Here is a 23,976-nt window from a genome sequence, read left to right on the forward strand (position 1 = left end):
ATTATGCCTTCCAATGCTCGAGCAGAATTTTCCGGATCAGCTCCGCCGGCTGCGGACGATAGAACAGGAAGCCCTGAATATCGTCGCACTCGTGTTCGGCGAGGAAGCGGTATTGCGCCTCCGTCTCGACGCCCTCGGCCACGACGGACAGCTTCAGCCGCCGGGCCACGAGCATCATCGCGTGAATGATCGCCTCGTCCCGCTCGTCTTTGCCGATGCCGCTGACGAAGGAACGGTCGATTTTGATGCGGCTGATCGGCAGCGTCTTCAGGTAGCCGAGCGACGAATGTTGGGTGCCGAAGTCGTCGATCGACAGCGTGATGCCCATATCCCGCAGCAGTTCGAGCGTCGGAAGATTCTCGTTTTTCATGGCCATGTTCTCCGTGATCTCGAGCTCCAGATATTGCGGATCGAGTCCCGACGATTCCAATGCGCTGCGGACGGACGCAGCCACGTCTCCGGAAGCGAACTGGCGTGCGGAAAGGTTAACCGCTATGCGCAGCTCGGGAAAACCCGCTTCCTGCCAAGCTTTGTTCTGCGCGCAGGCGACGCGGAGCACCCACTCCCCGATCTCGACGATAAGACCGGTCTCCTCTGCGAGCGGGATAAATTGCTGGGGTGAGACCGGTCCCAATTTGGGATGATTCCAGCGCAGCAGCGCCTCCATCCCGACAAGGCTGCCGCTACCTGCTTGAATCTGCGGCTGATAATACAGCTCGAGCTCGCCACGCGACAGCGCCTTACGCAGGTAGCTCCGCAGCTCCATCAGCTCGCCGGCACCCGACTGATCCGCGCCGTCATAGCATTTATAGCGGTTTTTCCCGGCTTCCTTGGCCGCGTACATCGCTTTGTCGGCGTTCTTGATAAGCGTGGGCGCGTCGGTGCCATGTTCGGGATAGATCGCAATACCGACGCTCGCGGTCAAGTAATATTCGGCTCCCTTGAGGAAAAAGGGTTGGCGGAACAGCTCGATCACCTGCTCCGCAAGCTGCTTGCCGGCTTCCGGATCCTCGATGAGCGGAAGAATGATCGTGAACTCATCCCCGCCTATCCTGTAAAAGGCCAGCCCGTGGTAAGCTTCGTTCTGGATGCCCTGCAGACGCATCGCGGCTTCCTTCAGCAGGATGTCTCCAAAAGTATGGCCGAGCGTATCGTTAACCAGTTTAAACTGATCGAGATCCAGGAACAGGAGCGCAAGCTTGCGCGCCATCCGCTCGGCTGCGGACCGTTGTTCCTCGAGGTGCTGGTTGAAATACGTCCGGTTGTACGCGCCCGTCACCGCATCGTGATAGGCCATGTAACGCAGCGCCTGCTCCTTGCTCTCGAGCACCCGGTTCTGCTCGCGCAGCTCCTCTTCAATCGCGATCAATTCCTCGTTCGAGGCTTCAATCATCTCGTTCGCCCGCTGGAGCTCGCTCGTCCGCTCGCGAACCTTGATGTCCAGCTTGGCTTTGCCGGTCAGTTGCACGTAGAGCAAATACAGGATGAGCGCCACGCAAATCATGCTGATGACACGGATCAGAAGCACCTTGTTCTCAATCTCGCGCAGTTGGCTCTCCTTCAGTTTTCCGGCGAGCGACCACTCGCCCTCGGGAAGCCTGACCATCTCCCTCAAGCCTTCCTCATCGAACAACTCCTCATCGCCCAGCAGGAGCCTGCCGTTGGCTCGGAGAGCGATTTCCAGCTCGCCGGTATCCGTAGACTGAATACCTTCCCGGATCAGCGCCGGCACGTCCAGCACGACCGAGGCAAAGCCCCAAAAGCGGCCATCGACGAAGATGGATTGCCGCGTTAACAATCCGAGGCCGCCCTGCGTTAATTCCAGAGGCCCCATAAGCGTAACGTCTTCGATCTTCATCGTTCGCTTCGCATTATCCCGGACTGCCTGGTCCTTGTGCTTGAACAGATTGAGCCCGAACAGCGCTTCGTTTCCCTTTGCAGGATACACGTAGCGTGCGATGCCGTCCGGATACAAGGATATATTGCGAACGTCCGGAATTTTAGGCACGAAATGAGACGCGAATTCATTGAAGCGCACGTCGTCGATATCTTTGCCGTTCATGAGTTCTGTGTCCGCAAACGCCATGAGGCTCTCCGCCAGGAGCAGCCGTCGTTCCACTGCGAGCCTGAGCGAGTTGGCGTGCGAGGCAAGCTCCGCTTCGGCATCCTGGTCGGCCTTGCGCACGATTCTGTCCTCGTAGAGGGACGTGCTCCAGGCGATCGGAACGGAGAGTAGAACAAAAATGACAAGAAGCAGCGCCCAAACGCCCAGCGCTGCTTTTCTGGCGGATGTATGATGGATCGGTTCAGCTGAATGCATAGAATGGCTTTCCCCCGGAGTCGGACTGTACATAGCTATTTCAACATAAAACGACATAATCCTGCACGAGCATCGAACGTCGTCTTGATTCGTTTCGAAATAGCGTTTCCAGCGGAGGAGGCGTGCTTAGCCGGTAGAGCGCGCGACTTGCAGGAGGCTCTTGGCGCGCTCGTAGTCGGCTTCGCCCCGGATCTCGAATGAGAACGCAGGCGTGTCTTGACCCGCTTCTCCCTCCCACGGCACGCCAAGCCAGGGCACCCGCCCAAGCAAGCTCTCCAAGCTCTCGCCTCCGGCTGTCAGCAGCGCAGCGACCGTCTCCGAGCAGCGGCTGTCATACAGCCCATGCAGCGGGACCGGCCGCTCGCAGGCGATCGGGATGACCGCTTGAACGCCGTCCGAGAAGCCTGTCATCAGCCGGCGGGCTTCCTCGGCCGAGACAAATGGCATGTCCGAGCCGACGATCCATACCAACGGATTGCGCGCGAGGCGCAGTGCCGAGTGCATGCCGCCAAGCGGTCCCCGACCCGGATAATAATCCGTAATGATGCGGACGGACGAATCCAGCACGTCAAAAAAAGGCTTCGGCGTATCGGTGACGACAATGATTTCCTTGCACAGCTTGCGCATCTCGCGCACTTGCCTGACGATCATGGCTTCTTCCTGTATAGGCAGAAGCGCTTTCAGGGTTCCTCCAAACATTGCCTTGGTGCCGCCTGCGAGAATCGCGCCGGTAACGGATGTAGTGGACATGTCATGGTCTCCTTTCTCGATGGAACGCACGAGGACGCACCTTCCCGAGCCTCGCCGGGAAGAAGCGTCCGTCCGCGTTACTTTGCAGCCTTTGCAGCCTTTGCAGCTTGCATGCTTTGCTCGATCAGCCGATAAGCCCGCATGACCTCTTCAGGCGACGGCTCCGGCACGCCCTCCAGCCTGTAGGCTCTGCCCAGCTGCTCCCATTTGTACACGCCCATCCGGTGATAAGGCAGCACTTCGATCTTGTCGACGCCGTTCAGCTCGCCGATAAACTCGCCTAGCGCCAGCAGCTCCGTCATCCCGTCGGTCCAGTACGGCAAGAGCACGCGTCGGATCCACATCTTGATGCCGGCCTCCGACAGATGCCTAGCGAAGGCCAGAATTCGATCGTTAGGCTGCGAGGTAAGCTGCTCGTGGCCGGCGCGATCGATCATTTTCAGATCGAGCAGCACAAGGTCCGTAGCGTCGAGCAGCCGCTTCGCATGGTGCGGATCGCAGAAGCCCGACGAATCGAGTGCCGTATGCAAGCCCCACCGTTCCTTGCATTTCTCGAACAACTCGGCGACGAACGGCGCCTGCAGCGTCGGTTCCCCACCCGTGACGGTGATGCCTCCGCCCGACCTTTTGTAGAAAGGAACGTACGGTTCGATCTCGGCCAATATGTCGTCGACCGTTCGCAGCTGTCCGGCCTTGGTATCCCAGGAATCCGGATTGTGGCAATATGCGCATTGGAGCGCGCAGCCCTGCATGAAGAGCACGAAGCGAATGCCGGGACCGTCGACCGTCCCGAACGTCTCCAGAGAATGTATCCTTCCTGCATGATGCATCGCCGAGTCCTCCTCTGAAGTATCGATTTATCGACGCTAGGTCGAACGCATCCGGGCTCGCCGCCGTCCGGTCAGATCGAGCCGTGGAACGTCCGGTTGATGACGTCGAGCTGCTGCTCCCGGGACAGCTTGATGAAGTTGACGGCATAGCCCGAGACGCGGATCGTCAGCTGCGGGTATTGCTCCGGATGCTCCATCGCGTCAAGCAGTTGCTCCCGGTTGAACACGTTGATGTTCAGATGGTGCCCGCCCTTGTCGGCGTAGCCGTCGAGCAGCGACACGAGATTGCCGATGCGCGTATCCTCTTCGCGGCCAAGCGCCTTCGGCACGATCGAGAACGTGTTGGAGATGCCGTCGAGGCAGTTGTGATACGGCAGCTTGGCGACCGAGCTGAGCGAAGCGAGCGCGCCTTTGCGGTCGCGGCCGTGCATCGGATTGGCCCCGGGCGCGAACGGCTCGCCGGCCTTGCGGCCGTCGGGCGTGCTGCCGGTTTTCTTGCCGTAGACGACGTTCGAAGTGATCGTCAGCACCGACAACGTCGGCATCGAGCCGCGGTACGTCTCGCGCTTGCGCAGCTTCGACATGAACGCGTCGGTCAGGTCGACCGCAATATCGTCGACGCACGAATCGTTGTTGCCGAACTGAGGATATTCGCCTTCGATCTCAAAGTCGACCGCAAGGCCCTTGTCGTTGCGGATCGGCTTCACCTTGGCGTACTTGATCGCGGACAGCGAATCCGCGACGACCGAAAGGCCGGCGATGCCGGTGGCCATCGTGCGCAGGATCTCCGTATCGTGCAAGGCCATCTCGATGCGTTCGTAACTGTATTTATCATGCATGTAATGAATGACGTTCAGCGTGTTGATATACAACTTCGACAGCCATTCAAACACCTCGTCGTACCTCGCCATAACCTGGTCGTAGTCAAGATACTCGCTTGTGAGCGGCGCGAGCTCGGGACCGACCTGCACGCCCAGCTTTTCGTCCTTGCCGCCGTTGATTGCGTACAGCAGCGCCTTGGCGAGGTTGGCGCGGGCGCCGAAAAATTGCATTTGCTTGCCGATCCGCATGGCCGAGACGCAACAGGCGATACCGTAGTCGTCGCCGTAGATCGGACGCATGAGGTCATCGTTTTCATACTGGATCGAGCTCGTGTCGACGGAAACTTTGGCGCAGTAGTCCTTGAAGCCTTCGGGCAGTCCGGTCGACCAGAGCACCGTCAGATTCGGCTCCGGCGCCGGACCCAGATTGTACAGCGTGTGCAGGAACCGGAAGGAGTTTTTCGTGACGCGCGTCGTCCCGTCCTTAGCCATACCGCCGATCGACTCGGTCACCCAGGTCGGGTCGCCGCTGAAGAGCTCGTTGTAGTCCGGCGTGCGCAGGAACTTGACCAGCCGAAGCTTCATGACGAGGTGGTCAATCAGCTCCTGAGCTTGCTTCTCGGTCAGAGCGCCTTCCCGAATGTCCCGTTCGATATATACGTCGAGGAAGCTGGATACGCGTCCAAGGCTCATCGCGGCGCCGTTCTGCTCCTTGATCGCGGCCAGGTAGGCAAAGTAGAGCCACTGCACCGCTTCCGCCGCGTTCGTCGCAGGTCCCGAGATGTCGTAGCCGTAGGAGGCCGCCATCGCTTTGAGCTCGCCGAGCGCCCGGATCTGCTCGGACACTTCCTCGCGAAGACGAATGAGGTCTTCGCCCATAACGTCCTTTTCCAGCGCGGTCAGGTCGGCCTGCTTGGCCGCGATCAGCTTGTCGACGCCGTACAGCGCCGTCCTGCGGTAATCCCCGATGATCCGGCCGCGGCCGTAGGCGTCCGGCAGGCCGGTGATGATGGCGGCCTTGCGGGCAAGACGCATCTCGGCGGTGTAAGCGTCGAACACGCCCTGGTTGTGCGTCTTGCGGACGTCCGTAAAGATGCGGACCATTTCGTCCGGCAGCTTGTAGCCGTAAGCCTCGCATGCGTCCTGCGCCATCCGGATGCCACCGAACGGCTGGATCGAGCGTTTCAGCGGCGCGTCGGTCTGCAGGCCGACGATCTTCTCCAGTGCCTTGTCGATGTAGCCCGGACGATGCGAAACGATCGTGGACACCGTCTCGGTGTCGACGTCCAGCACGCCCCCGTTTTCCCGTTCCCGTTTCATCAACGCCAGCACTTGCGTCCACAACTCGCGGGTCGCATCCGTCGGTTCGGCCAAGAACGCAGCGGAGCCTTCATATGGCGTAAGGTTGCGCGCCAGGAAGTCGTTCACGTCTACGGCCGTTTGCCAGGCGCCCGCTTGAAAGCCTCTCCAGCCGTCCACCCGGCCGGCGGATTCGCCGATCGTTTTGTTCAAAATGCTCATAAGCGTTGCCTCCTAATGATCGATGTCCGCTTAGAACTTGCCGTAAAAAGCGTTGCGGTACACGTCGGCCAGCTCGACGACGAGCGGCATGCGCGGATTCGCGGTCGTGCATTGGTCTTCGAACGCCCGGTCTGCAAGCTGATCGACCCGCAATTCGAAGTCGGCGGCGTCGAATCCGAGCGCCTGGAACGACTCCGGAATCTGCAGCGACAGGTTGAGCTGACGTATCGCGTTGATCAAGCTGGTGACGCCTTCTTCCGTCGTTCTGGCCTGCAGCCCAAGCAGCCGGGAGATATCGGCGTAACGCTTGTCGGCGATGAAGTGGCTGTATTTCGGAAACGAAGCGAACTTCGTCGGCTGCTGTGCATTGTAGCGGATGACATGCGGCAACAGGATCGCATTGGTGCGGCCGTGGGCCGTATGGTACTGTCCGCCCCACTTGTGCGCCAGGCTGTGGTTGATGCCCAGAAACGCATTGGCGAACGCCATGCCCGCTATGGTCGACGCATTGTGCATCTTTTCCCGCGCGACCGGGTCCGCCTTATGGAACGACGCTTCCAGATTGTCGAACACGAGCTGGATGGCTTTAAGCGCGAGGCCGTCGGTAAAGTCGTTCGCCATCACCGAGACATAGGCTTCGATGGCATGCGTCAGCACGTCCATGCCCGTGTCAGCGACCGCCGTTTTCGGCAAGCTGTACACATAGTCCGGATCGACGATGGCGACGTCCGGCGTAAGTTCGTAATCGGCGAGCGGGTACTTGGTGTTGCCTTTGTTTTTGTCGGTGATAACGGCGAACGACGTTACTTCCGAGCCTGTGCCCGACGTCGTCGGAATCGCGACGAACTTGGCGTTTTTGCCGAGCCGCGGATACTTGTAGATGCGTTTGCGGATATCCATGAACTTCTGCTTGAGCGAGTCGAAGCTCGTGTCCGGATACTCGTAGAACAGCCACATCGCCTTCGCAGCGTCCATCGGCGAGCCGCCTCCGAGCGCGATGATGCAATCCGGCTTGAACTGCGCCATCATGCGGGTGCCTCGCTCGACCGTGTCGACCGAAGGATCGGGCTCGACGTCGCTGAAGATCTCGACCGACACCGGATCCTTGCGCTTGCGGAGATAGTACGCCACCTTCTCCACGTAACCGAGCTTCACCATCGCCTCGTCGGTCACGATCATGACGCGGCTGATGTCCGGCATCTTCTCGAGATACTGCGTAGCGCCTTTTTCGAAGTAAATTTTCGGCGGCACCTTGAACCATTGCATATTAACCGTGCGATACGCCACGCGCTTAACGTTAATGAGGTTGACGGCGGTCACGTTCGAGGTCGTCGAGTTATGGCCGTACGAGCCGCAGCCGAGCGTGAGCGAAGGCAGGTTCGTGTTGTAAATGTCGCCGATCGCACCGTGCGTCGAAGGCGCGTTAACGATGATGCGTCCCGTCTGCAGCCGCGCCGAGAAAGCCGCGATGACCGCTTGGTCGTTCGAATGGATGACCGACGAGTGGCCCATGCCGCCGAACGCGATGACTTGCGCGGCGCGTTCGATGCCTTGTTCTGCCGTCTTGACTTTGTAGCAGGCGAGCACCGGGCTGAGCTTCTCGGCGGACAGTGGATATTTCTCGCCGACGCCGGCCAGCTCTGCTACAAGCAGCTTCGTCGACGGCGGCACTTGAATGCCTGCCATTTCCGCGATTTTGACGGCCGGCTGTCCGACGATGACGGCATTGACCGCGCATTTCTCGGGGTTGATGACGAGCCGCGATACCGCCTCGATCTCCTCTTTATTGAGGAAATAACAGCCTTGACGCGACATGAGCGCCTTCGCTTGCTCGTATATCGGCTCCTCCAGAATGACAGCTTGCTCGGAGGCGCAAATCATGCCGTTATCGAACGTCTTGGAAAGGATCAGGTCGGTTACCGCTTGCTCAAGATCCGCCGTGCGTTCGATGAAGCAAGGAACGTTGCCCGGGCCTACGCCGAGCGCCGGTTTGCCCGTGCTGTAGGCCGCCTTTACCATTGCGGAGCCGCCGGTCGCCAGGACGAGCGCAATGTCCTTGTGATTGATCAGCAAGCCCGTCGCCTCGACGGAAGGGTGCTCGATCCACTGAATGCAGTGCTCCGGCGCGCCGGCGGCGACTGCCGCCTCAAGCAGCGTCCTCGCTGCAGCCGCACTTGATTTCTGCGCAGAAGGGTGGAAGGCGAAGACGATCGGATTGCGCGTCTTGGCGGCGATCAGCGACTTGAACATCGTCGTCGAAGTCGGATTCGTAACCGGCGTGATGCCGGCGATGACGCCGACCGGTTCGGCGACCATCCGGTAATTCTCGTAGACGTTCTCTTCGATCACGCCAACCGTTTTCTCCGCCTTGATGCTGTGGTAGATATATTCCGTCGCAAAAATGTTTTTCGTAATCTTGTCTTCATATACGCCGCGTCCGGTCTCTTCGACTGCGAGCTTCGCGAGCGGCATGTGCTGGTCGAGTCCCGCAAGCGCCATTGCCTGCACGATCCGGTCCACCTGCTCCTGATTCAACCGCATGTACGCCTCGAGCGCCTTGTTGGCGCGCTCCGCCAGCAAATTTACCTCGTCATGCGCGGAAATGAATTCGGTTTGCGCTTTTTCCTTCGTCGCCATCCTCGTGGCCTCCCGTCAAGTATCGCTTCTCTCATCCGGTCTCGGCGCCGGACGATATGGACGGCGGCCGGAGAACTCCGGCCGCCGTGTCAACCAGTCGATGCGATGAATTAATGCGCAACGGGCTTGCCGTGCGTACCGTCGTTATTCTTCTTATCCGCGATAGCGTGCTTGATCTTGCCAAAGCCCTTGCGGATAAGCGGAAGCAGGTAGTAGTCGAGTCCGAAGCGCCCGGCATTGGCGCCTGCCGTGAAGACGATGAAGCCGAGGACCAGCAGCCAAGGGTTCGTGCTTACAGTACCTGCGAAGAGGAACAGCGTGTTGAGCAGCATTCCGAAGAAGGCGGCCGTGACTGTGAGTCCCCCTACGATCAGACCTACGCCGATCAGAAACTCGCCCAGCGGGATCAATACGTCGATCAGCTTGATGTTCGGCAGTGCGAAGTGCTGGATGAAGTACGTGTAGTTAGGGAAGATGACTTCGTTCGTCGCGTGGTCGGCTACCGGCTTGGCGACCGCCCCTTGCAAGAATCCTTTAGCCGTAAATCCGCCCGTCAACTTGTGCCAGCCCGCATCGATCCATTGCCAGCCGACATAGATGCGAAGAAGCGTGACTGCGACTGCCGCCCATACGTTTTCTCTAAACCATTTGGTGACCATAATGGCCATCTCCCTTTTCGCCTTTACGGCGTTTATTAGTGGGTGTCGATTGTGTTGCTTGCCTTACACCCTCATTATGAGGGATGCGAGGAATGCCGCATGTGATGGAAATCACATTTTCGAGCATTTTCTTGTGAAAAGTTTCACTTTATGAGGCAGCGCTTAGAAGCTGTAAACATTCGAGTGATCCTCCAGCGTGTCGATGATTTCCTGTTCCTCGTTCAGCCGATTTTTCAAGCAGGCATAAGCTTGCAGCAGACGGGACGACAGTGCCTTCGCCTCCTCCGGAGAGATCGGGAGTACCGCCTGTTCCAGCGTGTTGAGGAACGAGCCGATAAACCGCTCCGCAAGTCCGTAGTCCAGCTCCATTAAAGCGAACAAGTCGGGCTCGGTCTCCAGATACCATGTCGCGTATGGGAAGAGCTCCGTCTTCTCCCACGCGATATGCGCGCTCCATTCCGTCATGAAATGTTTCACGCGTTCATTCAAGATCCGGACATTCGCGTTCAGATGAACGATGTTCTCATCCTTGCGAACCGTGCAAGCCTGCGCATACAAGTCTGCCAGTTCCGCCTCCAGTGCGTCGTGCTCCTGTTGGGCTCTGACGACCGCTTCGCTAAGCAGCGTGTAACGTTCGTCGCCTCCGGCGATCGGCTGCGATGCGCGATTATCTTCGTGGTTTGTTTTCATCGTGTTGTGCCTCCTCTTCATTGTTCGGGGCGTTGCTTCTTTTGATGCTTTTAATATACAGCGTATAACGAACCATTAATGTGAAAAAAATCACATATTGATCGCGGACAAAATATCGACACATTTACACGCGGGACGTTGTAGGCACACTACTTTTACTCGTTTTAACAGTATCCCCTTCCGTAAGGAAGAGGGACGAATCCGAACGTGAACCGCATCCCTATTTCGCATTCGCTAATTCGTATTCCTATCTCTAGTTCCCTATTTCGCAATCCTATTTCTTATTCGCTGTTTCGTATCCCTAATTCGCATTTTCCAGTCCGCCCTTCTTACCGCCCGCTCTCATCTATTAATCCAACCAAGAGACCTGCCTAGCCCAACACATCAACCTAGTTAATGACTCGCCGCTATCCCCTTCGACAAGGAAAAATTTATTTTCCAATAAGCGGGACTTCCTGTCGAAACTATGATAAAATAAGAACAAATGTTCTATTTGGAGGAATTAATATGCCGAGCCGCTTTTCGATTCGGGACGCCGTGCCTGCCTTCAACACCGCCGACTGCGAGCATGCTCTTTTCGCCGCCAAGTGGCCGGACGGCTTCCGCTGTCCTCGTTGTTCGCATCCGCATTATTATGAAGTCTCGTCGCGCGGACGCCGGCTTTTTGAGTGCCGTTCCTGTTCCCATCAGGCTTCCCTGACGGCCGGTACGGTGCTCGAGGGTTCGCGCACGCCGCTGACAAAGTGGTTCCAGGCGATGTTTTTGATGCAGATCGGCATTAGCGCCCGGCTGCTGGCCGAGTTCATCGAGGTAACCTACAAGACCGCCTGGCTGATCAACCACAAGCTTCGACATGCCATCGGCGAGTGGGACCTCGAACGGCCGCTCCATGGCGATCTGCAGCTGCTGGGCGAATATTACGGCTATGAGTATCATCGCTATATCGGCAGCCTCATCATGCAGGGAGCGCTAAGACCGCAGCCTATCGTCGTCGGTGCCTCTCTTGATGGCGCAGGCGATATCGTTCATCTCAAAATGAAAGCTGTCGACGGGCCGGAAGGCGACGATGCGACGCGGCATGGCGTGGGCGGAGAGGAGGCAGCGGAGCATTTTGTGCGAAAACACGTCGCCGGCGGAGTTGCGGACGATCGCGTAGAACGGCTGGAGCGCGGCCACCGGGGGCTTACCGCGCTGCATGTTGCCTGGCGGGATGCCGTGCGCTGGCTGAACTGGACGTTCGGCGGAATCGGTCCGAAGCATCTGCAGGCGTACCTGAACGAATTCTGCTTTCGCCGCCTCCTTTGCCGCAACGACATGCTCGCCGAGCTTATCGCCTGCTGCGGGATGACGGAGACGGTTACCTATCGCCGGCTGGTAGGCGCCCGCTCTGGCATCCGGCCAATCCCTTGGGCCTATAGGCGTCCTGCGCGAAGCGGCCGACGTGCAGGTTAGTGGTGCCATTTCGTTCGCAGCGGAGGATGGGACATGGGATTGTGTGAATGCTCGGATAATGGCCGGGAATTTGAAGCTTCCGACCAAAATGCGGTTCCGAGGAGACGGGCATTTTTCGTGTTAAGAGTGGAGTTGGATTGTTTTGTTCGACCCACTCGTCACTGCCCAGAGCTGCAGCCATGCAGCGGTCGCGCGCTTTTTCCTGACACAACGGGATATTGTTAAAACGTGCGAAACAGGCGTATGGCGTGCCTTCCCCTGTTTCGCATGTTTAACGCACCGCTAAGCGAGTGGGATGTTTAACGTTACTGTCGTGCCGCGACCGAGCTCGGATCGCAGCTTCAGCTCGCCCAGCACCGCCCGTGCGCGTTCTTCCATACTGAAGAGGCCGACGCCGGATCCGGCCGTTGCACGGATGAAGCCGATTCCCTCGTCACGGATGACCGCGCGCACCAGCTCGTCCTCCTCCCTCAAGGAGACGAATGCCTCGGAGACGTTTGCATACTTGCCGACATTCGTCAGCGCCTCCTGGACGACGCGGTAGATCGTCGTCTCCGCAAGCAGCGCAGGACGGCGCTTCAAGTCGCATTCAAAGTGTACCTTGATTCCGTAATGGCTCTCGAAGTGCTCGATATAGGTTCGGAGCGCCGGCACGATGCCGAGGTCGTCCAGCACGGAAGGACGCATTTCCCACGCGAGTCCTCTAACCTCGGACATAAGCTGAGACACCTGCTGCCCCAGCATCGCGAGCCCCTCGTCTTCCCGCTCTGCAAGCAGGCGGTCGATCGTGATTTTGAAGAAAAAGAGACTCTGGCCGATTCCGTCGTGCAAATCCCGCGAGAAGCGCCGGCGCTCTTCCTCTTGGATCTGCATCATCTGGCCCAGCATCGACTGCAGCTCGGCCTCGGTCTCCTTGAGGCGCGTCACCTCATGACGGATCGCCAAATATTGATAAGGGGCGCCGTCACCGTCCACGAATGGAACGATCGTCGTATCCACCCAATATTCGCGACCGTTATTCGCCCGATTTTTGATTTCTCCGCGCCAGACCTTGCCTGACGAGATTGTCGTCCACAGCTCTTTCATGAAGGCTTTGCCGTGATAACCCGAATTGACGAGGCGGTGGTCCTGCCCGAGCAGCTCGTCTCTGCTATAGCCGGATATCTCGCAAAACTTGTCGTTGACATAGCGGATCTTGCCCCTGCGGTCGGTAATGGCGACGATCGCGGACTCGTCCAGGGCAAACTTGACGTCCGCGAGCTGCTCGAGCGAGCGGCGCAGCTCCTCCCGATACTCGGCGTCAGCCACGCCTGCGTCAAGCCCGGCGAGTAGTCCTGTCACCTGGGCCGCCAGCATCTCCGCGTGATACTCCGGCCTGCCTTTGTTTGCCGGTTCACTCAAAAGTCAGCAGCCCCTTCTTCATCGCGAATTTAACCAGATCCGGTCTCGTGCGCAACTCCAGCTTCTCCATCAGATTGCTTTTGTGCGACTCAACGGTCTTGACGCTGATGACGAGCTGCTCCGCGATTTCCTTGTTGGAATAGCCTTGTGCGACCTTGGCCAGAATCTCTTTTTCCCGCTCGGATAAGGATTCGTAGGTCCCTGCGTGCTCGCCGTTTTTCAGCTTGTCCAGGTAATCGCTCATCAGCCGCTTGGTCGCGGTCGGATACAAATAGGCCTGCCCTTCGGCCACATGCCGGATGGCGGTGAGCAGCTCCTCATGGGGCGCGCTCTTCAAGATATAACCCGACGCGCCGGATTGGATCGCCCGGAACAGGTACCCTTCGTCGTCGTGCATCGTCAAGATCAGTACTGCCGTCTCCGGAAGCGAGCGCTTGAGCTCGGCCGCAGCCGTGAGGCCGTCTTTGCCATGCGGCATGCTGAGGTCCATCAGCACGACGTCCGGACGAAGCGCCTGCGCTTGGGCGATTGCTTCGTCTCCGTCCGCGGCTTCTCCCACAACCTCCATGCCCTGTCTGCCGTTCAGCAGCATCATAAGCCCTGAACGCACGATGGCATGATCGTCGACAACCAGAATCCGAACCATCTCTACGCCTCCCAACAGCATTGCAGCTCCGCTTTTTTACTCATTCTACCATAGGAGGCGTTGGAAGGAGCATCCGCCTGTGAAGTCTTACACGGACTTCGCAGAGGGCATGGCCGCCAGTCTGGCTGCGATTCGATCGGCTGCCGCCGCGACGAGACGTCGCTCCTCTGTGCGATAGATTCTCTTTTTCCGATCTCCCACGAGAAGGACGCCCGACGTCGCAGCGCCCCAGCCCAGCGGAACGGCATAGGCGGCACGCAGGTTCTCCGCAAGAAACACCGGGTATTCTTGCAGCTGGCGCGAGCACACCAGCTCGGTCATGCTGAGCGGCATCGCCCTGCCTATTTTCATAACCGTAGCGGACAAGCCGCGACCGGGCTTTTCTGCGATTCCCTCGATTCTTTCGTTCGTATGACCGGAAGCCATCGGCCACCTTAACAGGAGCGACGGCATTTCCTTCAAGCCGACCGCGCTGAAGTCGCATCCGATCTCTTCGCGCAGCATCTCCAGACTGCCCAAAATCGCTGAGCGGCTGCTTTGTTCGTCCATCCCCGCATCCCTCCAAGCTATGCGTATCGCATGCTGCTCCCTCCAGTTTACCGGAGCGGCGGCTGTCCGTAATTCGGGGAATTCCCGGAATTACGCTTAGGGAAACTCCTGATTCGATGGGCCGCTGTGATCATTCTCACAAAAAGATAAGGGAATTCCCGCTCCATAATCAGGAGGTTCCCCGATAAAAGACGAATGCGAGTTACGGTATGATTAAGTCATCAAAGGGATTCGGATGGGGGACGCGGTCATGGGCGAAGCGCTGAAGAACAGGACGGCCAAGGAACGGCAGCAGGACAACGGGCTCGGCATTCATCGCTTCTTTTCGGAGGATCAGTTCGCTCGTCTCGAAGAGCTGATGTATCCCAAACGCGCAGAGAAGGGAAGCTATCTGTTCTGGGAAGGCGACGCGACAGGTAAGCTATACTATTTGCGCTCGGGCAAAGTGAAGCTGCGGAAATCGACGGATGAAGGCAAGGACTTCACGCTGTCGGTCATGCAGGCGGGCGACCTGATCTGGGAGCCGGAGAACGGCCTCACGACGGTCCATTCGTTCAGCGCCGAAGTGCTCGAGGACGCGGAGCTTGGCGTCGTGCAGTGGAAGGATCTTGAAATTCTGCTGTACCGCTACGGAGACTTCGCGGTCCGGTTCATGAACTGGATGGCGGTCGGACAGCGCGTAAGCGAATCGAAGTTCCGCGACCTGCTGCTGTTCGGCAAGCCCGGCGCGCTCGCTTCGACCTTGATTCGGATGGCGAACACCTATGGCGTCGCCTTGCCGGAGGGCATCAAGATCACGCTGAAGCTGACCAATACGGAGATGGCGGACCTTATCGGCACATCGCGGGAGAGCGTGAACCGCATGCTGAACGACCTGAAGGTCGAGGGCATCATCGATATCCGTCAGGGCCGGATCATCATTCTGCGCTTGAACGCGCTGCGTGAAATCTGTCATTGTCCGACGTGTCCCGGTTGTCCCAAGGAGATTTGCAGACTATAAATTTGGAATTCGGGCGGTTCAAAGCGTTTGTAACGCAATCGTAATATAGCTTTCATCTTACCTTCATCTTCGGCAGTTACAATACAGACATGACCCCCCTTTTCAATAATATATCTTTTGGGCTTGCAGCTTCCGCTGCAGGCCCGCTTTTTTTGTCCGGGATTCCTCCGCACCTTCTTCTGGGCAGGTGCATATCGTACCTTAGCGACATTCGCCCAGCCGAGGAGGAATACGTGCATGACAAATAAACGGCAGAACCGCAGGCAGCCGGCAGCCAAGCAAGCGGCGAAGCGCGAAGCGACGCTTCATGCCAAGGCACCCGTGAAAAAAAAGACGGGCATCGCCGTTAAGCAAAGCCCGCATTCGGCGTCTTTCGAGCCGGACATTCCGGTTAGGCAAATCCCGTGGTGGTTCACGCCCGAGCATCAGCGCGCTCACGGACCGGGAAGCGGCGCCCACATAGGGGGCTTGTTGCCGCCGCGGCCGCCTGGACACGGCTTGCACCCGGGACCCGGACCTGGTCCGCACCCCGGGCCTGGTCCGCACCCGGGGCCTGGTCCGCACCCGGGGCCTGGTCCGCATCCGGGACCAGGTCCGTTTCCGGGACCAGGTCCGTTTCCGCCCGGTCCAGGACCGTTCCCCCCAGGACCCGGACCGTTCCCGCCAGGACCGTTCCCGCCAGGACCGTTCCCGGTTCCGATTCCAATCCCGCTGCCGATTCCTGTTCCCGGACCTGTGCCCGTTCCGCTCCCGGAGCCGACCAGCTTTGTTGCCGTGACAGTCGAAGGCGGCCTCGGTTTCCCGAACATATCCGGTACCAGCTATGTAACGTTCTACCCCGGCATGACGCTGCGCCAAGCGCTTTTTGCGACCGGCAGGGTACAGTTCGGGCCGAACGGCTTCATCGTCAGCGTCGCCGGCATTCCGGTCGGCGGACAGATTGGATTGACGGTTCGCTATAACGGTCGCGTGATTCCGCAGACGCTGCTGGATCAGCCGATTACGCCGGGCAGTACGATCACCCTTAGCCTGTTTTACTTTTAATAAATAACTAAGCCAACGCAAAAGGAACCGCACCTTAACGGGTACGGTTCCTTTTTTGGGTTGTATGTTAGCGTCGACGCTGCTCGCGCTAACCTACCTCTCGTCTCACTCGCCGCTTCAGCAGCAGCGGGACCAGCATGGCGGCGCCGAATACAGCGATCGCCAGCGCGATCTCGCGCCAGTCGCCTCGCGTCAGGCTTGCGCCGAGAAAACAGAAGGCGAACGTGCCCGGCAGCGTGCCGATCACCGTCGCGGGCACATACGCGCGCAGCGGCACCCGCGCGGCTCCGGCCGCGTAGCTGACGAGATCGAACGGCACGAACGGCGCGATCCGCAGCATGAGCACCATCGGAAAGCCACGGCGCTGCATGGCACCCTCAAGCTTGCGCAGCCGCGGATCGTCGCGTCCCTTGAAGAAGCCGAGCCCGACCTGGCGCGCCAGCAGAAACGACAACACCGCGCCGGGAATCTCGCCCAAAAACGTATAAAGCATACCGTACCACGTGCCGAATGCCAGTCCGCCCGCCAGCGTCAGCACCGACGCGGGGAACAGCACGAACGGCCTGGCGACAAATAGGCCGATGTAGACGGCGGGCGCGATCCAGCCGAAAGACAGCATCCAGTCGCGCAGCTTGTTCGGCGTAATTTTCAGGTAGTGAAAGTTGACCCACAGCAGCGCGCACGCGACCGCGGCGATGGCTAGCGACAGCAGAACGACCTTGCGGCTCACATGAACACTCCCATCTTGAGTCCCATGCAAGCATCATACAAGATTTGTAAGCCTTTTTCCAAATCGGGCGAAGCTACTGACGGAGCTTGAACTTCACGGTCAGCATGCTGTCTCCGTCCTCTCCGCCCGCGAGCGACTCCATCGTATAGCTGACCGACGACAGCTCGGGCATCAGCTTGAGCAACGCGTCGAGGTCGGGCTTGGTCTCGGACGTATAACGCATCTTGGCCGTCGTCTGGCCGGCCGCGGCAGCCGCGCGAATCTTCGCCGCGATCTCCTTGACCGTGGACACCGAGCGGGAAGGATCCAGGTAGTCGAGCCCCATGTCCTCGCGCAGGTCTTCGTAAAATGCCGTGCGCGTCTTATCCTTCGCCATCAGCGCGTCCAGTGTATTCTTGTACGAGGTGACGGCCTGCGGATAAACGGCCTTCCAGGTGTGATCCTTTTTCAAAGCGCTGTCCGTCACCAGATAGTAGCCGTACGTCGTCCTTCCCTTGACGTCCGGCACCGGGTCGTCGAACGTCGTGTCCAGCTGATACCAGACGCCGTCCAGCTTGACGAGATTCCACGTGTGCGCGCCGGTGCTCACGGTGCCTTCGACGATGCGGGCGGGAATGCCGGCATCCGTCAGCAGCCTGTAGGTGAGCGAGGCATAGCCCTGGCAGACGGTCAGCCCGTTCTTCAGCGCATCGTAAGCCGAGTGGCGAACGAGCGAACGGTCGTAAGCGACATGAAGCAGCACCCAGTCGTGGATGGCTTTGACCTTCTGATGGGCGTTCATGCTCTTGGTGACGATGGACGCGAGGATCTGCTTTGAGCGCGTATTCACGTACGCGGTTTGTTCCGCGTTTTCCCAATATTTCATATTCACGCTTAAGGTGGAGGTGGAGCCGTTGGAGCTGACGGTATATCGATAGGAGCGGATCGCGTACTTGAGGTAATCGTCTGCGGCGAAGACATTGTCAAACGCCTTGGTTACGTCGGCGGTGGCCAGCTTGCCCTTGAGCACGACGCTGAAGGATTCGCTGCGCGCGCCAAGCTTCTGCTTGAGATTGCTCTGGAGCGTCGTCGCTTCCTCCGCCGAGACGGCAGCGACAGCCGTGTCGCGGTACGGCCACACCGAGGAAGCCAGCAGCAGCGCGGAAGACAATAAAAATCCGGTAATGGCTCTCAGCTTTCGTTTGGACGCGGTCATCTCTCGCACTCCCCCCGGTCTGCATGCTTTATGTAGCGATTCGCGGCGCTTCGTAACCTTTGCACCCTTACTTAGCACCCTTACATGGTATAATCTATCATGAATGCGGAGACGGGGGGATGGGCCGTTTGAATCGAATTATGACGTTGAACCTGGGTCCGGACGCTTTTTTTTCTTCCTATAGGCAGACGACCGGCGATCAGGACTGGCTGGCCTATCACGCCCATCAAGGCATCGAACTGCTGTATGTCCACCAGGGGCTCGGAGAAGCGATGACCGAGGACGCCCGCTACCCGATCCGCGCCGGCACCCTGCTGCTGTTTTTGCCCTACCAGCTCCACAAGGTCGAAGTTCCGTCCATGCCAGGCGCGCCTTATATCCGGTCGCTGGTGAAGTTCGATCCGCGGATCGTCGAGCCTTATCTGGCGCCCTACCCAGGGCTTGCCCGCTGGTTTGTGATGCTGAAGCGCGGCCTGCTATCCCGCTCCTTCTGCGATCTCGGGACGTCGGAGCGTCTGCCCGGCCTGCTGCGAGACTTCCACGAGCTCTGTGGCGCGTCCGGCCCGGACAAAGAGGAGGAGCGTTCGCTGTTCCTCGTCTCGCTACTCCACGAGCTGCGGCATCGGGCGTTCCCGGAAAGCAGCCGCGACGTTTCGCCCGAAGCCGAAGGACGCTCTCTTCATATCGATCGGATCATGGATTGGATCGAGGCCAGATATGCGCGTCCGTTCGATCTTCAGTCGCTCTCGAGCGAGCTGCATCTGTCGCCTTATTACCTGTCGCACCTGTTCAAGGAGCACACGGGCAGCAGCATCCGGGACTACATCACCGCCCGCCGCATCCGCGAGGCATGCAGGCTGCTCAGCTCGACCTCGGATTCGATCCGTTCGATCGCGGATCAGGTCGGGGGTTTCGGGGCCTCGCACTTTTGCCAATTATTCAAGAAGTGCAAGGGAATGAGTCCCGAGACGTTCCGTCGAACCGTGCAACAAGGCTTCTCCGCCGCACCCTGACCTTGCCGCCGACCGCAACTTAGCCATATACTCCCGCAACCCGCCCGAAGGACTCCTCTATATAATGGGGGTGAAAAGAACTTCGGATCAGGGAGGCAATACGATATGTGGCAGCAAGCGATCAATGACGCGCTCGGCATCACCGCCCGCAACCTCGAGCGGTTCGGGGACCGATTTCCCCATGTCAGCGACGGCTCCAACAAGTACGTGCTTAACGACAACACCGACTGGACCGACGGCTTCTGGTCCGGCATTTTGTGGCTCTGCTACGAATATACGGGAGACGAGCAATACCGCGAAGGCGCCGTCCGGACGGTCGATAGCTTCCGCAACCGGCTGGCGCAGTTCGGCAATCTGGATCACCACGATATCGGCTTCCTCTACTCGCTGTCGGCCAAGGCCCAATGGATTGTGGAAAAGGACGAGGCCGCCCGCAAGCTGGCGCTCGAAGCCGCAGACGTGCTCATGCGCCGCTGGCGCGCGGATGCCGGCATCATTCAGGCCTGGGGACCGAAGGGCGATCCGGAAAACGGCGGCCGCATCATTATCGACTGCCTGTTGAACCTGCCGCTCCTGCTCTGGGCCGGCGAACAGACGGGCGATCCCGAATACCGCCGCGTCGCCGAAGCGCACGCGCTGAAGAGCCGCCGGTTCCTCGTGCGCGGCGACGATTCGAGCTATCATACGTTCTACTTCGATCCGGAAAACGGAAACGCCATTCGCGGCGGCACGCACCAGGGCGACACGGACGGCAGCACGTGGACGCGCGGCCAAGCATGGGGCATCTACGGCTTCGCGCTGAACAGCCGTTATCTCGGCAATGCCGACCTGCTGAAGACTGCGAAGCGCATGGCCCGGCACTTCCTCGCCCGCGTGCCGGAGGACGGCGTCGTCTACTGGGACTTCGAGGTGCCGCAGGTGCCGTCCTCGTACCGCGACAGCTCCGCCTCCGCCATCACGGCATGCGGCCTGCTGGAGATCGCGAGCCAGCTCGACGAGAGCGATCCCGAGCGCCAACGCTTCATCGACGCGGCGAAGGCGACCGTCTCCGCGCTGCGCGACGGCTACGCCGAGCGCGACGACGGCGAAGCCGAAGGCTTCATCCGACGCGGCTCCTATCACGTGCGCGGCGGCATCTCGCCCGACGATTACACGATCTGGGGCGACTATTATTACCTGGAGGCGCTCCTGCGTCTGGAGCGCGGCGTAACGGGGTATTGGTACGAGCGCGGGCGTTAAGCGCCCGTCAAAGGCAAAGCGCAAGAAGCCGGCAGGATCAAGGAGATCCTGCCGGCTTCTTGCGTTTTATCGAATAGCCAAAATGCTGCGTTGAACGACGTCAAGCCACTCGTTCGCGATCAAACGGTTGCCCGCCGCCGTCGGGTGAACGCCGTCGAATATCCAATCCGAAGCTTTGGTGCGCGCAGCCGCCCGGTCGAACGGTTCCTGAAGCGGAACAAATTGCGCTTGGAACTCCCGCGTCAGCTGCCGGACGACGGCACCGTAATGGTCGATTCGGGTCCGCCACTCGCCCCAATTCTCCTCGGTGGCGCCGCCTTTAAGAATAAAGGGCTCGCAAAGCACCAGCCCGATGTCGGGCAATACTTCCCGCGTTTCCTCCAGCAGGTGGCGGTACGCCCGCTCGAAGCGGTCCGTCGCCCCGCTCGGCTCGCCCGCCATGATCCGCCATGCGTCGTTAACGCCGATCAGAATGCTGATCAGATCCGGCTTCAAATGAAAAGCATCCTCGTTCCATCTCGCATACAGATCGGACACGCGGTTGCCGCCCACGCCCCGATTGATAAACCGATGGCCGCTTTCCGGGTACTCGCAGCCGAGCTGCGCCGCGATCAAGTACGCATAGCTGTGCCCGAGCGCCGCATTCGGGTCGTTGCCGTCGCGCCTCCAGCTGCCGTCCGTAATCGAATCGCCTTGAAACAATATCGTCTTTCCCTTTCCGCCGCTCACGCGCTCCACCCCGTTTCGTTGTCCTTATCGTCAATGAGAGAAAGATTGCCGCCTTCCCGCGCGGCCCGACGAAAGCAAATGACCAAGCGAGCCCTCGTCAAGGGAGCAATACTTGAAACGCCAAACTCGCGGTTACCGTACCGTACGGCGCCAGACGCACGGCCGTCCCGGCGGCGATGCTGTCCTCCAGCGCTGCCGCCGGCGGCGAGGAAAACACCTCCAGGCCCACGTTGTAGTGGCTGCCGTAGTACGGCGGACTCGTCTCGCCCCCGTGGTCCCGCCAAAACCAGAGATGCGGCCATATTTCGGCGTCCCAGCTCACCTCGGCGCCGATGCCGTCCGGCCGCCTCAGCGCGTAGCGGCCGGCCCCGGCCGGAAGCACGCCGAAACCTCCCGGGCTTCCTTTCGCGGGCAGCTCGTACGGAGCCTCCTCGTCCGGCAAGGAGATGCTCGTACCCGGGACGAGAAACGGCTCGCCGAACGTGATGTGATGTCCCCAATCGGCATGGATGACCGCCCGCGACACGTTCGTCAGCCGCTCTTCCAACCGAAAGCCAGCTTCGCCGCTCGTCATCCCGATGCTTTTCTCGATCGCCAGCGGCAGCGACCGCAGCTCCAGCCGGAAGACGACGCGGATGCGCGCCGGGCCGTCTTCCTCAACTTCATAACGCCAGGACGACAATGCCGCCTCCCCGTATGCCGGCATCTCCGCGTCCCGGTGCATGTGTCGCCCACCGAGATTGGGGAGAATCTCCTGCCATCCGCCCTCGTATTGGCTCTGAAAATCGCTGAAGGCCGCTTCCTTCGGGCGAAGCCCGAGCCGCGTGAACCACGCGAAGTCAGTATCGGTCGGCTTGTGCAGCAGCTCGATCAGATCCGTTCCCTTGCCGGGCAGCACGGTCAGGCGGAACGCCTCGTTTTCCATGACCACGGCTTCGTAGCCCTTGTAGACCAGATCGCGCTTGATCCGGCACCCGAAATTGCGATCGTCCGCTCTCACGCCGCGTTACGTCCCGCTCTGCTGCGCCAGGAACGCCTCGACCTGCTTCTTCAGCTCCGCCTTGATCGCCGCGATATCGGTTTGCAGCGCTTTGTTGCGTTCCCACTTCGCTTGCAGCTTCTGCAGGCCCGCTTCAGGCGTCTCGACCATGCCGAGCTGGTAAGCCAGCGTTTCCGTGGAGATCTTGGCGAAATCGGGGTTGGCCAATTGGTTCTTCACCGGCTCCTGGTTGAAGGCAAAGCCGGCAAGCGCGGAGCGCACGTAGGACTTCTCGTCGGCCACGTACCGGTAGTACGCGACCAGATCGTCCGGAACGTTGGCCGAGAGACGGATATAATTCGGATTCCAAGTCAGCATGTAGCCCGGGAACGTGTAATTTTGTAGTGTATCGATGCCGTCGGGGTACTTGAACTTGTCGTCGCCGACCGCCTCCCAGTTCTTTCCTTTAATGCCGAGCTCGAACAGATCGTGGTTGTCCTGGTTTTCGAAAATCCAGTTGATGAATGCCATGGCGCGATCGGCGTTGGCCGAGGTTTTCGGAATACAGAGGAAGTTCCAGACGCGGAAATCCGAGATGAGCGTCGGATTCGGCTGAACCATATCACGCACGGTCTTCTGCACGACGAACATGCCGAGCTCCGCCGACGGAACGCCCGCTTTGAGCTGCGCGTTGACGGCGTCCAGGTTGGCGACGCCCTCCATCATCGAAGCTGCCTTGCCGGCCGTGAACGTGCCGCGCGCATCCTTGCGGACGATCGGCTCCTTTTCGATGTACCCTTTGTCGTGCCATTCTCGGATGGTCTGATACGTCGTATAGTCCGGCTGATTGAAAGGCGCGGGAAACGCCGCGGCGCTATCCTGCTTGTCGCCCGTCAGCTTGACGCCCTTGACCGTCTTGCCGTCCAGTTGCAGCGTCGCGACGACGTTCGGCGCCAGGTTCAGGTCCCACAGTCCCGCCTCGTACTTCACGGGCAAGTCCTTGTTGAAGTCGATCGCGGCCGTCGCGCCGTAGTTCCCGTCGTTGCGGATGACGAACGGAATCATGTTTTTGTCGTTCGCCAGCACTTGGTCGAAGTAGGTCGTCAGCTCCTCGTAGGACTTGATGTCGCTCATCCCGTACTTGGCGGCCAGGTCCTTGCGGTAGTAGATGACCGCCATATCGCTCAGGTACTGGCCCAGCGGCACGCCGTACGTATGCAGTTGCCCGTCCGCGCCGGTGAACTTGTTGTTGTCCAGGTAGCCGCTGCCGAACGCCTTCTTTAGCCCGGGATATTGGTCGTTGTTGAAATAGCCGTCGAGATTCGTATAGTTGTCCTTGGCGATGAACGCGTTCATGTTCATCCAGGGCGCGTCGAACGCGATGTCGACCTGCTCGCCCGCCGCCAGCTTCAGCTTGAGCTTGTTGACGTAATCCGCCTGCGGGGTGAACGTAACCTTCAGCTTTAGGTTCAGCGTATCCTTCGTCCGGCGCTCGAACTCGGCCACCACCTCGTCGAACTGCTTCGGCTTGTCGCCCCACAGCATAATGTTAAGCGTCAGCGGTTCCGGCGTCTTTTCCCCGGCCGCGCCCGCCGTCTGCGTCGCCGCCGCGCTGCCGGACGCGCTTGCTTCGCTACTGGTTCCGCTTGCGGCATTGCCGCCGTTTCCGCCGCTGCTGCATGCCGCAAGCAGGCTCAGCGCCAGCGCGGATGCCAGCATCGGCGCCAGCTTTGCTTTTACGTTTCTCTTCATGTCTAGCCCTCCCGGTTAT

At 59.6% G+C, this 23,976-nt stretch carries 20 protein-coding genes; 5 read left to right on the forward strand and 15 right to left on the reverse strand.

The genetic code is table 11. The features are described 5' to 3' along the window. Window position 1 precedes the first annotated feature (1 nt). The 7 genes from ACFSR7_RS04395 to ACFSR7_RS04425 form a co-directional block, all read right to left on the reverse strand. On the reverse strand, window positions 2-2,320 hold the full coding sequence (locus ACFSR7_RS04395) for a bifunctional diguanylate cyclase/phosphodiesterase (protein WP_378159321.1): 2,319 nt from the start codon (window positions 2,318-2,320) through the stop codon (window positions 2-4). 126 nt (window positions 2,321-2,446) lie between these two features. After that, window positions 2,447-3,070 carry a molybdenum cofactor guanylyltransferase gene (mobA, locus tag ACFSR7_RS04400; RefSeq protein ID WP_378159322.1) on the reverse strand — a complete coding sequence of 208 codons (624 nt, stop codon included), beginning with the start codon at window positions 3,068-3,070 and terminating at the stop codon, window positions 2,447-2,449. 77 nt (window positions 3,071-3,147) lie between these two features. After that, the gene (gene pflA, locus ACFSR7_RS04405) at window positions 3,148-3,900 is read right to left on the reverse strand and encodes a pyruvate formate-lyase-activating protein (protein WP_378159323.1); all 753 of its coding nucleotides are present in this window, start codon (window positions 3,898-3,900) and stop codon (window positions 3,148-3,150) included. Between the two features lie 71 nt (window positions 3,901-3,971). After that, a complete protein-coding gene (gene pflB / locus ACFSR7_RS04410; protein ID WP_378159324.1) occupies window positions 3,972-6,242 on the reverse strand; it encodes a formate C-acetyltransferase in 2,271 nt (756 codons plus the stop codon). Window positions 6,243-6,272: 30 nt separating this feature from the next. Next, complete coding sequence (gene adhE / locus ACFSR7_RS04415; RefSeq protein ID WP_378159325.1) at window positions 6,273-8,879, reverse strand: bifunctional acetaldehyde-CoA/alcohol dehydrogenase; 2,607 nt, start codon at window positions 8,877-8,879, stop codon at window positions 6,273-6,275. 110 nt (window positions 8,880-8,989) lie between these two features. Continuing rightward, window positions 8,990-9,538 carry a DoxX family membrane protein gene (locus ACFSR7_RS04420; RefSeq protein ID WP_378159326.1) on the reverse strand — a complete coding sequence of 183 codons (549 nt, stop codon included), beginning with the start codon at window positions 9,536-9,538 and terminating at the stop codon, window positions 8,990-8,992. A 162-nt stretch (window positions 9,539-9,700) separates the two neighbouring features. Then, on the reverse strand, window positions 9,701-10,228 hold the full coding sequence (locus tag ACFSR7_RS04425; RefSeq protein WP_378159327.1) for a hemerythrin domain-containing protein: 528 nt from the start codon (window positions 10,226-10,228) through the stop codon (window positions 9,701-9,703). Between the two features lie 507 nt (window positions 10,229-10,735). Between ACFSR7_RS04425 and ACFSR7_RS04430 the strand changes: the two genes are divergently transcribed. Further along, complete coding sequence (locus ACFSR7_RS04430) at window positions 10,736-11,680, forward strand: transposase (RefSeq protein WP_378159328.1); 945 nt, start codon at window positions 10,736-10,738, stop codon at window positions 11,678-11,680. Window positions 11,681-11,962: 282 nt separating this feature from the next. On the opposite strand, the gene ACFSR7_RS04435 is transcribed toward ACFSR7_RS04430, so the two are convergent. The 3 genes from ACFSR7_RS04435 to ACFSR7_RS04445 all read right to left on the reverse strand — a co-directional run bounded on the left by ACFSR7_RS04435 (window position 11,963) and on the right by ACFSR7_RS04445 (window position 14,276). Further along, complete coding sequence (locus tag ACFSR7_RS04435; protein ID WP_378159578.1) at window positions 11,963-13,036, reverse strand: PAS domain-containing sensor histidine kinase; 1,074 nt, start codon at window positions 13,034-13,036, stop codon at window positions 11,963-11,965. Between the two features lie 37 nt (window positions 13,037-13,073). Then, on the reverse strand, window positions 13,074-13,727 hold the full coding sequence (locus ACFSR7_RS04440) for a response regulator transcription factor (protein ID WP_378159329.1): 654 nt from the start codon (window positions 13,725-13,727) through the stop codon (window positions 13,074-13,076). A gap of 87 nt (window positions 13,728-13,814) precedes the next feature. Then, a complete protein-coding gene (locus ACFSR7_RS04445) occupies window positions 13,815-14,276 on the reverse strand; it encodes a GAF domain-containing protein (RefSeq protein WP_378159330.1) in 462 nt (153 codons plus the stop codon). A 250-nt stretch (window positions 14,277-14,526) separates the two neighbouring features. Here ACFSR7_RS04445 and ACFSR7_RS04450 point away from each other — a divergent pair, with 250 nt between their 5' ends. Beyond that, the gene (locus ACFSR7_RS04450) at window positions 14,527-15,276 is read left to right on the forward strand and encodes a Crp/Fnr family transcriptional regulator (protein WP_378159331.1); all 750 of its coding nucleotides are present in this window, start codon (window positions 14,527-14,529) and stop codon (window positions 15,274-15,276) included. 237 nt (window positions 15,277-15,513) lie between these two features. Further along, window positions 15,514-16,320, forward strand: a complete 807-nt coding sequence (locus ACFSR7_RS04455) for a hypothetical protein (protein WP_378159332.1) — start codon at window positions 15,514-15,516, stop codon at window positions 16,318-16,320. A gap of 88 nt (window positions 16,321-16,408) precedes the next feature. Here ACFSR7_RS04455 and ACFSR7_RS04460 read toward each other — a convergent pair whose 3' ends face one another. Next, window positions 16,409-17,050: a TVP38/TMEM64 family protein gene (locus tag ACFSR7_RS04460; protein ID WP_378159333.1), complete on the reverse strand. Its 642-nt coding sequence runs from the start codon at window positions 17,048-17,050 to the stop codon at window positions 16,409-16,411. 73 nt (window positions 17,051-17,123) lie between these two features. Continuing rightward, a complete protein-coding gene (locus ACFSR7_RS04465; RefSeq protein ID WP_378159334.1) occupies window positions 17,124-18,245 on the reverse strand; it encodes a transglutaminase domain-containing protein in 1,122 nt (373 codons plus the stop codon). A gap of 128 nt (window positions 18,246-18,373) precedes the next feature. Here ACFSR7_RS04465 and ACFSR7_RS04470 point away from each other — a divergent pair, with 128 nt between their 5' ends. Next, window positions 18,374-19,258, forward strand: coding sequence for an AraC family transcriptional regulator (locus ACFSR7_RS04470; RefSeq protein ID WP_378159335.1), 885 nt, complete (start codon window positions 18,374-18,376; stop codon window positions 19,256-19,258). Between the two features lie 105 nt (window positions 19,259-19,363). After that, the gene (locus ACFSR7_RS04475; RefSeq protein ID WP_378159336.1) at window positions 19,364-20,497 is read left to right on the forward strand and encodes a glycoside hydrolase family 88 protein; all 1,134 of its coding nucleotides are present in this window, start codon (window positions 19,364-19,366) and stop codon (window positions 20,495-20,497) included. A gap of 66 nt (window positions 20,498-20,563) precedes the next feature. Here the strand turns inward: ACFSR7_RS04475 and ACFSR7_RS04480 are convergent, their stop codons facing one another. The 3 genes from ACFSR7_RS04480 to ACFSR7_RS04490 all read right to left on the reverse strand — a co-directional run bounded on the left by ACFSR7_RS04480 (window position 20,564) and on the right by ACFSR7_RS04490 (window position 23,957). Further along, on the reverse strand, window positions 20,564-21,226 hold the full coding sequence (locus ACFSR7_RS04480) for an SGNH/GDSL hydrolase family protein (RefSeq protein ID WP_378159337.1): 663 nt from the start codon (window positions 21,224-21,226) through the stop codon (window positions 20,564-20,566). Window positions 21,227-21,323: 97 nt separating this feature from the next. Then, entirely contained in the window at window positions 21,324-22,226 is a 903-nt protein-coding gene (locus ACFSR7_RS04485) for an aldose epimerase family protein (protein WP_378159338.1), read from the reverse strand. 6 nt (window positions 22,227-22,232) lie between these two features. Beyond that, on the reverse strand, window positions 22,233-23,957 hold the full coding sequence (locus tag ACFSR7_RS04490; RefSeq protein WP_378159339.1) for a type 2 periplasmic-binding domain-containing protein: 1,725 nt from the start codon (window positions 23,955-23,957) through the stop codon (window positions 22,233-22,235). Window positions 23,958-23,976 lie beyond the last annotated feature (19 nt).

It is taken from the genome of Cohnella sp. GCM10020058 (genome assembly GCF_042683485.1).
Taxonomy (GTDB): Bacteria; Bacillota; Bacilli; order Paenibacillales; family Paenibacillaceae; genus Cohnella.